Source organism: uncultured Pedobacter sp., assembly GCF_913776295.1.
Taxonomy (GTDB): domain Bacteria; phylum Bacteroidota; class Bacteroidia; order Sphingobacteriales; family Sphingobacteriaceae; genus Pedobacter.
The window spans coordinates 58,665-65,459 of record NZ_CAJYOJ010000041.1; the positions used below are offsets into that span (position 1 = coordinate 58,665).

Genomic DNA, 6,795 nt, shown 5'->3' on the forward strand with positions numbered 1-6,795 from the left:
TACATCATCAATAGGCAGGATAGTTTAATACTAATTAACCTGCTTATTTCTGCACTTTCCATCCTTCATCCTTACTTAACTTTAATTTATAAGTTTTGGTAATAAAGTTGCTGTTTTTGTTTGCATCCTTATCAAAAGGCTCGAAATCAGTAGTGGTCATTTTCAGTGATACGGTAACCTTTGCTGTACTTGAGTTCACCTGCTCAAAATCCACCGGTTTCTCGTCTGATAAAACATATTCTACCACTTTTACCGTTGCCCTGTCGCGATCCTGTTTCAATACCAGCGGACTCGCCTTATCGGTTAAGGTAATCTGATAAACAAAACTGCTGTCTTTTGAAAGAAATTTCTTTTTGGCTTCTTTTAAGCTTAAGATAACCAAACCTTTGCTGGCCAAAGATTTATATTTCCCCAGTTCAAACATATCGTTCGTACTATTAAATTTCATCTCACCAAATTTAAACCTGGTGGTTTTATATTCCGGATTGGCTTTTAAATAGTTGGTAATTACTTCAGCTGCCTCATCCTGGTTGATGGTGGTTTTGGTTTTACATCCGGTTAAGCTGATAATAATCAGTGATAAGATATAAATAGTAAGTTTTTTCATGTGTATATGCGCTATGCTTTTTTAAAGTTATTTATTTTTTTGATATGCTACCAATATAAACCACAGAGCACACTAAGTTTTCACAAAGAGAACGGAGACTTAAAGTACCCTACACCCTTAATTGTTAAACATTAACCCGGCTTTGTGCCCTTTGTGCCTAACTCCATTTTCTTTGTGGTAAAAATAAGATTACTTCTTTTTCAAATAATTTAAATTTGGTAAAACCATTGCCAATAAGATCACTACAACCCCAACCCACCTTAAAAACGAAACCTGTTCCTGCAACACAAAACCAGCCATCATTACTGCGACCGGTAATTCCGCAGCGCTCAAAATAGAACTAATGGCCGTACCAATTCTCGGCACACCTTCGGCATAAAACAGCGGCGGGATTACGGTGCCAAAAACAGAAATAATCAATCCCCATTTCAGTAAGCTTCCACTCAAAGCTCCATTAAACAAAAATGCAGGAGGAAAGATGATGAAAATCAAAATACAGGCACCAGTAATCATCAGCGCACTTTTCTTTAGCGGCACATATTCATTACCGATCCTACCACTCAACAACAAAAAGCCGGCATAACATAATGCAGCCAGCAAACCGAAACCAATTCCTTTTAAATCCATGCTTCCTAAACTGGTTTCTGCCATTCCGCTGGCTAAAACGGTACCACCCAAAACCAATACGATAGCTGCGAGCTGTAAACCACTAGGCTTCTTTTTGAAAATGAGGTACTCCATTAAAATACTCATCCAGATAAACTGCATCAGCAAAATGATGGCAACCGAATTAGGCACCAGCTTTACACATTGATAGTAAAAAATACTCACCAGACCTGTGCAGGTACCCGCAATGATCATCTGCCACCGGGGTGTTTTAGCAGGCAAAGCTTTAGCTTTATAAGCTGCAGTTCTGCTTTGCAAGAAAAATAATACCCATAAAATTACCGCACCGAAAAAAGCCTGTACACCGGTAACATCCCCCAAAGTATAACCTTCGTGATAGGCGAGTTTAACAAAAGTAGATAAGATGCCAAAACTACAGGCACCAAAAAAAACAAGGAGAATTCCTTTAAGCATTATATATTTTTTATTTCAACCACTGGAAAAAGAGTTTTACACCGAGTTCACAGAGGCTCTGTTTGCTCTGTGTACATCTTTGTGCGCTTTGTGGTTAAACCCTAAGCGAGCTGTTGTAAGTATTTCTGGATGGTAGTTTCCAAGCCTAAATAAAGTGCATCACTAATTAAGGCATGGCCGATTGAAACTTCCAATAAACCTGGGATGCTTTGTGCGAAATAATGCAGGTTGTGCAGATCCAGATCGTGACCGGCATTAATGCCCAGGCCTAATTTATTGGCATGATGTGCTGCAGCTATATAACTCACTACTGCCTTTTCGCGATCAGCAAAATAATTATGCGCATAAGCTTCGGTATATAATTCAATACGGTCTGCTCCGGTCTCAACAGCTCCCTCAACCATTTCTACAACCGGATCAACAAAAATAGAAACGCGGATGCCTTCGTTTTGAAAAACAGCAACCATTTCTTTCAGGTAATCTTGATGTTTGATGGTATCCCAACCATGGTTAGAAGTAATCTGTCCTTCAGCATCGGGTACCAAAGTAACCTGTGCAGGTTTGTTGGCCAAAACCAGATCAACAAATTTATCTTCCTTGCAATTTCCTTCAATATTAAATTCTGTAGCAATGGCAGCTTTTAAATCGTAAACGTCCTGATAACGGATGTGCCGCTCATCAGGGCGTGGGTGCACCGTAATCCCCTGCGCACCGAAACGTTCACAGTCTAATGCAACCTTTACCAGATCAGGATTATTCCCTCCGCGGCTGTTGCGGAGTGTAGCAATTTTATTGATGTTAACCGATAACTTTGTCATAAAGCAAAGATAAGGCTTTGCCCCTGTTAATCTTAAACCTTAAAAAAATTTGACTTTTTTTTGCTCATATTTGCTTCCTGTAAATGAATTTAAAAGAGACCACACTGTATAAAATTTTAATCGCTTTTATTGCACTGGTTAGTGTGCCGGCTCTTTTTGGCGGCATAATGGAACCCGATTCTGCACTTTATGCATCTATAGCCAAAAATATGGTACTGCGGAACGACTGGATCAATATATATGTTCGCGGTGCAGATTGGTTAGATAAACCACATCTTACTTTTTGGTTGGCCGCAGCTTCATTTAAAATTTTCGGGATTACAGCCTTCGCCTATAAACTTCCTTCCTTCTTATTTGGATTATTGGGTGCATGGTACCTTTATCAACTGGCAAAAGACATTTATAATGAAAAAACAGGATTGATCAGTGCATTGATTTTTTTAAGTTCGCTGCACATCCTCATTTCTACTTTCGATGTGCGTGCTGAAGTGTATATCACCACTTTTACCTTGGCAGCCATTTATCATTATTACAAAGCGCATCAGGGTTCTTTCTGGCATATTGCTGCAGGTTCATTTTTCGCTGCATTTGCCATCATGATTAAAGGCATATTTGTATTAATCCCCGTTTTTGGAGGCTTCATCGTGTACTGGTTGCTTACCAAACAATGGAAACAGTTGCTAAAGCTGAAATGGTGGATTGCCATTGCATTGATTTTTATTTTTGTTATTCCAGAGTTATATACTTTATATATTCAGTTCGACTTACACCCTGAAAAGGTAGTATTTGGAAAAACCGGTGTCTCCGGTTTAAAGTTCTTCTTTTGGGACAGCCAGTTTGGCCGTTTCTTTAACAACGGACCAATAAAAGGCAAAGGTGATGTTTCATTCTTTCTACACACAACCCTTTGGGCTTTTTTACCCTGGTCGATATTGTTTTATACTGCTGTGGTTAATCTTCTCAAAAAGAAAAACAGGATAACTTTGCCCGCAGAAAGCATCATCATCTGGACGAGTGCAGCCATTACTTTTTTATTGTTTTCACTTTCGAAATTCCAGCTGCCGCATTATATTTTGATCATCTTGCCACAGTTCGCCATCATTACGGCTTTATACATACAGCAATCGCAAGGCAAAAGCCTGAAAGTGTTTTTTACGATCCAAAATGTACTGGCCGTTTTAATCGTTTTGATTTTATCTGCCGTTACTATCTTTTTTGGTTTTGAGCATAATTATATCGCAATTACTGTTTTAGTCATTTTATTGGCAGTTTCTTTTTTTGCATCCAAAGGATTAAAAACCGAAAACTTACTGGCCAGAAGCGCGATGATTTCAGTTGGCCTGATGATATTTCTATCGGTCTTTTTCTATCCATCGGTACTGAAATATGAAGCAGGCATGGAAGCGGGAAATTGGCTAAAAGCGCATTATCCGGAGGCGAAAGCTTCGGTATTAATGTACCCTGATGCTTATTCGTTCGATTTTTATGCCAATGGCGAACCGAAATATTTCTGGAGTTACGAGGAATTGAATAAGTCTAAGGATGAAAAAAATCTGGTGATTTACACTCCGGAATCTGAACTGGCAAAATTGAAAAAGGAATATGGTGCCGAAGTGCTAAAATCGTTCGAATATTATCACATCACCAAGCTAACGCCTAAATTTATCAATGCTAAAACGCGTCCTCAGCTATTAGAACATTTTTATCTGGTTAAACTGCATTAAAATGGAGTTATTCTTCCGCATTATAAAATTTGGATTGACCGGCCTGCTCGGAATGGCGATCGATTTCGGAGCAACCTGGTTGTGCAAAGAGAAAATCAAAATCAATAAATACATCGCTAATGCCATTGGTTTTTCTTTAGCTGTAACCAATAATTACCTCATCAATAGAATATGGACTTTCGAAAGCACCAATAGCCATTGGGGAACAGAGTTTAGCAAATTTTTGGTCGTGAGTTTAATTGGTTTAGGATTAAACACCTTTATCATTTACTTATTTCACCAAAGAAAAAACGGAACCAACTTTTACGTGGCGAAGTTTTTTGCCATTGTAATCGTATTTGTCTGGAATTTTTTGGCGAATATGCTGTTTACTTTTAAGTAGTTACCAAAAAGATCCTGAAACAAATCCAATAGCAATCGGATCAGGATTGACGGTCAGCTAAAGATTTACTCGACTGGTCCGGACTAATAAACAAATGACCAGTGAACAAATGAACTATTTAACTCACATTTTTACCTATGAAATAGAATACAACAAGCCATATTAATCCTTTAATCAGGAAGAACAAAAATCCCACTAGCCCTACCCGTTTAAACCATAATTTTAATTTTTCTTTGTTCATGGCGATGTTTGTAAAGATAATCCATTTGCGTTAAATTAGAAAGATTTTAAATAAGGAAATATGAAGTTATCTAAATTTATACTGCTCAGCGTTTTTTGTATCTGCTTTTTCTGTACTGAAATCTTTGCGCAAGATTTTGAAGATATTAAACGCTATAGGGTAAATTTTGGTCTGGCAACACGTGCCAATGAACAACTGATCGCGCTCAGAAGCTTTTCTGCAAGTAACCAGAAATACTTACTGCTGATAAACCCTGAAACTTTAGATACCAAAGTAGATCTGGCCAGTCGTTACAGCACCAGGGGTTTACAATATTCCAATGTACTCGCCATCTTTAAAAATACAGTTTATATCAAGTCCTTGGAAGCAGCGGCAGCTAAAGATCTGCAATTGCAAAATGCGGGAATTGATCATGCAATCCCAAATGAGAAAGGCATTACCTTAACTATTGATCTTTGTCCTTCGCATAAGGCTTTAGACCGGATTATTTTCCAATCGGTTTTTGATGAATTTAAAAGGACGGAACAGCCAGCGCCACTTGCAGTATCGGTTTCGGGTAAATGGATGTTAAAACACCAGGATGATTTGAATTGGTTAAAAAGTTTAGTGAAGAATAAGGAATTAGATATTACCTGGGTAAACCATACTTATAACCACGAAGTAAATAAACTGCCATTAGCCGAAAATTTCCTGTTGGCTCCCGGAACCAATCTGGATGTAGAGGTATTGGAAAACGAAAAACTGATGTTAAAAAACGGCTTAACGCCTTCGGTATTTTTCCGTTTCCCGGGATTGGTGTCGGATAAAAAAATTGTTGAAAGAATTGAAGCCTACGGATTAATTCCAATCGGAAGTGATGCCTGGTTAGCCAAAGGACAGCAACCTAATGCGGGCAGCATTGTACTGATCCACGGCAATGGAAATGAAGAAATAGGCGTAAAGGATTTTATACAGTTGCTAAAGACGAAAGAAACCGATGTTAAGAATAAACAGTGGTTACTTTTTGATTTAAGGCAGGGTTTGGAGAAAGAATTTGAATAATCTATCACGTTTTTAACCGCAGAGAACACAGGGAAAAAGCCACAAAGAACACAAAGCTGATTATTTTCGTCATTGCGAGGAGGAACGACGAAGCAATCTTTAATGCAAGCGATCCCTATTAAATAGATTGCCTGCCTACAGCAAGGCAGGCTTCGTCGGCTGAAAAAGCCTTCTCGCAGTGACGTATTTTATCTAAACTATTTCTTAAACGGCAATAACTTGATCTCTTTCGCTTTAAAGCGGTTGTTCACAATCTCGCCGGTCACTTCTGCTTTACTTACCGCATTGCAAAAACCATGTTCGCCGTGGGCATCGCCAAAATCATCAATGCCTTTTCCATCCACAAAATAAGATTTGCCATCAATTTTAACTGCCAGCTCACAATCTTTACCTTTCATTTTAAACTGACACTCGCCACAGGCAATATCAACAACCTGTTTGGTAATTACTTTTGAAGTCGCAGGTTTTTGAGGACTGGTTTGAGCATTTGCAGCAACTGAAAATGCACCCAGTAAAAGGGCGAATATTAACTTTTTCATTATTTGCGTTTTTTTCAAATATAACGAAACCTAGCAGGTTTTTGAAACCTGTGAGGTCTGATCTAAAACGGTGGGTTTTGCGTTAGGGATTGAAAGGGTTTAGTACCGATCCTTCATCGGTACCGAAGCGAAGCGCAGCCCTGAAAAGCCCGCCCCTTGCGTAGCTTGGGGAACGCCCAAATCGATATAAATTTAAATTATTACTCAATAGTTCCTGAAATAAATCCGATAGCTCGGCTACCATTGACGTTATTTTGCAATTGTCTATTAATGAGTGACTTGCGGAACCTATGCATTTCGGCGTAGCTAGGCCGTAGCACCGTATCTCCGTTCCGCTTAAATCCGGCCTAACAAATTTTTCGG

At 38.8% G+C, this 6,795-nt stretch carries 7 protein-coding genes; 3 read left to right on the plus strand and 4 right to left on the minus strand.

The features are described 5' to 3' along the window. Positions 1–43: 43 nt before the first annotated feature. From QZ738_RS07855 to QZ738_RS07865, 3 genes are all read right to left on the minus strand, one after another. Positions 44–607, minus strand: coding sequence for a hypothetical protein (locus QZ738_RS07855; RefSeq protein ID WP_293786318.1), 564 nt, complete (start codon positions 605–607; stop codon positions 44–46). A 189-nt stretch (positions 608–796) separates the two neighbouring features. Next, complete coding sequence (locus QZ738_RS07860) at positions 797–1,687, minus strand: DMT family transporter (RefSeq protein WP_293786320.1); 891 nt, start codon at positions 1,685–1,687, stop codon at positions 797–799. 101 nt (positions 1,688–1,788) lie between these two features. After that, positions 1,789–2,505: a pyridoxine 5'-phosphate synthase gene (locus QZ738_RS07865; protein ID WP_293786322.1), complete on the minus strand. Its 717-nt coding sequence runs from the start codon at positions 2,503–2,505 to the stop codon at positions 1,789–1,791. A gap of 83 nt (positions 2,506–2,588) precedes the next feature. On the opposite strand from QZ738_RS07865, the gene QZ738_RS07870 reads away from it, so the two are divergent. The 3 genes from QZ738_RS07870 to QZ738_RS07880 all read left to right on the plus strand — a co-directional run bounded on the left by QZ738_RS07870 (position 2,589) and on the right by QZ738_RS07880 (position 5,893). Further along, positions 2,589–4,229: a glycosyltransferase family 39 protein gene (locus QZ738_RS07870; protein ID WP_293786324.1), complete on the plus strand. Its 1,641-nt coding sequence runs from the start codon at positions 2,589–2,591 to the stop codon at positions 4,227–4,229. A 1-nt stretch (position 4,230) separates the two neighbouring features. Continuing rightward, complete coding sequence (locus tag QZ738_RS07875; RefSeq protein WP_293786326.1) at positions 4,231–4,611, plus strand: GtrA family protein; 381 nt, start codon at positions 4,231–4,233, stop codon at positions 4,609–4,611. A 301-nt stretch (positions 4,612–4,912) separates the two neighbouring features. Continuing rightward, positions 4,913–5,893 carry a polysaccharide deacetylase gene (locus tag QZ738_RS07880; protein ID WP_293786328.1) on the plus strand — a complete coding sequence of 327 codons (981 nt, stop codon included), beginning with the start codon at positions 4,913–4,915 and terminating at the stop codon, positions 5,891–5,893. A 197-nt stretch (positions 5,894–6,090) separates the two neighbouring features. Here the strand turns inward: QZ738_RS07880 and QZ738_RS07885 are convergent, their stop codons facing one another. Further along, positions 6,091–6,432, minus strand: a complete 342-nt coding sequence (locus QZ738_RS07885; RefSeq protein ID WP_293786330.1) for a DUF6370 family protein — start codon at positions 6,430–6,432, stop codon at positions 6,091–6,093. Positions 6,433–6,795 lie beyond the last annotated feature (363 nt).